Annotated in this window: 2 protein-coding genes; one reads left to right on the top strand and one right to left on the bottom strand. The window is 68.9% G+C overall.

The genetic code is table 11. The features are described from left to right. A partial coding sequence (locus OXU32_00605; GenBank protein ID MDE0072470.1) for a hypothetical protein occupies positions 1 to 675 on the bottom strand: 675 nt, incomplete at its 3' end. Between the two features lie 315 nt (positions 676 to 990). Here OXU32_00605 and OXU32_00600 point away from each other — a divergent pair. Further along, a partial coding sequence (locus tag OXU32_00600) for a hypothetical protein (GenBank protein ID MDE0072469.1) occupies positions 991 to 2341 on the top strand: 1351 nt, incomplete at its 3' end.

Here is a 2341-nt window from a genome sequence, read left to right as displayed (position 1 = left end):
CGCCAGCATCTCGTGCATGGCGTCGTTCGGATGGAGCGCGTCCACGCCAAGCTCCGCGGCTGAACGGCGCGATCCCGGGCTGGCCAGCGCCACGACTCTCATCCCGAAGCTTCGGCCAACCCGCGCCACCTGGCGGCCGACCTCCCCCGCCCCGATGATCGCCAGGGTCCTGCCCTCCAGTTCCTCTCCGCAGAAACGCTCCCACAGGTGCCGGCGCTGAAGGTCGGTGAGATGCGCGAACTTGCGCACGTGCGCGAGCAGGATCAGGAAGACGAACTCGGCCAGCGGGCCGCCGTGCACGCCGCGCGCGGTGGTGATGAGCAGATCCGAGTCCAGAAGGCCCAACGCTTCGACCGTGCGGCCCACACCTGAACTCGTCCCCTGGATCCAGCGCACGTTGGGCGCGTATGCGAGCCCCCCGCTGCCGTCCGGATTGCGTGGCGGGAAGTCCCAGAGGATGTCGGCGCGTCCGAGGTGCGCTCGCCAGCGCGCCTGCTGTTCCGGCGTGCGGCGGAAGTCGGCCGGACCGGTGTGGTCGGCCTCGTAGCGCTTGGGGGGAAGAACATCCGGGTCGTGGACGACATCGAGCCGCTCGGGGTCGACGGCGCGGATGCGCTCCACCTGGTCGGGCTCGAGCGGGCTGGCGATGAAGATGTTGAAGCGTTTTGGCGTCATTGGAGATGCTGAGGGAAGTGCGGAATGGCGGGAGTCCATTGATTGGGTGGGGGTCACAGCCCCCGCGTCCTCGCAGGCCGTCGGGAGACGGCCCTCGAACAACCTACACGCCTGAGCCTCACGCGCAGATGGGCGGCATCATGACGGATGCCCGAGATGCCGCCAAGGCGTTGGCCCGAATTCCCCACTCGGGCGCGTGCATGTTCCGGTAATCCCGCCGCCTCCTTAGAATCATCCGGTTCCGTCCCCGTGTCCTCTGGCTCCGCCCGCGTTGCGCGGACCACGCACGCCTGATCCCCATCCTCCGCGAGAATCATGCTTGCCACCATCGCCCTCGCCGCGCTGCTGCAGCTTCCCGGCCCCCAGGCACCCGCCTCGCCGGGCGAGTTCGTCCCCGGTACGACGTACGACCCGGCCATCCCCACAATACAATCCGTGGTGGGGCACGAGGTCTGGGAGGTGGTCACGCCCCCCGACCAGGTCGTGCGCTACTTCGAGGTGCTGGCGGAGGCGGCCCCGGACCGGACCCACCTGGTCCACTATGCCGACAGCTGGGAAGGGCGGCCGCTGGTGATCATGGTGGTCGGGTCGCCCGAGCGGATCGCGTCACTGGACGAGGTGAAGGCCGGGCTGGCGCGGCTGGCCCACCCCGAAGGGCTGTCGGACGCCGAGGCCGACGAGCTCATCGCCGGGCTGCCGGTGCTCATCGATCCGAACGAGAACCCGGACGGGCGCAACCGCTTCGTCCAGGAGAACACCATGGCGGCGGCGGTCCGGCCCAACGTGGAGGCGTTTTCGGCGGAGCACGACGAGCGCTGGCCGGGCGGGCGCGTCAACCACTACCTGTTCGACCTGAACCGCGACCTCTTCATTCAGAGTCAGGCGGAGACGCAGGGCAAGGTGCGCATCTTCCTGGAGTACTGGCCGCACATCGTGGCCGATTTGCATGAGATGGGCGGCAACGCCACCTATTTCTTTCCGCCCACGGCACCCCCTGAAAACCCCTGGTACGGCGAGCGCCAGATCGCGCTGATGGACGTCTTCGGTCGCGCCAACGCCGCCGCGTTCGACGCGCGGGGCTTTGCCTACTTCAACCGCGAAGTCTACGACCTCTTCTATCCGGGCTACGTGGACATGTGGCCGATGAACCACGGCGCGCTCGGCATGACCTACGAACAGGCGTCGGCGCGCGCGCTGGTGCTCGAGCAGTCCGACGGCGATGTGCTCACCTACGGGGACGGCGTCCTGCATCACTTCACCGCGGCGATGGCCACGGCGCACACCTCCGCCGTGAACCGGGAGAGCATCCTGCGCGACTACCTGGCGTTCCGCCGCGAGGGGATCGAGCTGGGAAGCCAGGGTGTTGCCGAGTACGTGCTCCACTCGGCGCACGACCCGGGGATGGCGGAGCGGCTGGCGCGCATGCTGGTGCGCAACGGCATCGAGGTGCGCGAGGCCAGCGGGCCGGTCGACGTGGCCGGACGTCAGCTCCCGGCCGAGGGGACCTTCATCGTCCCCATGGACCAGCCGACGCACCGGTTCGCGCGCAACCTGCTCGACGCGCATGTGCCCATGGCGGAGGACTTCCTTCAGGAACAGATCGACCGGCGCTCCCGGCGCGAGCCCGACCAGATCTACGACCTGACCGCGTGGAGCCAGTCGCTGC

The organism is Gammaproteobacteria bacterium (genome assembly GCA_028819075.1).
Lineage (GTDB): Bacteria > Gemmatimonadota > Gemmatimonadetes > Longimicrobiales > Gaopeijiaceae > BD2-11.
The sequence above is the reverse complement of the archived record's forward strand: the minus strand, read 5'-3'. Positions and strand labels throughout refer to the sequence as shown.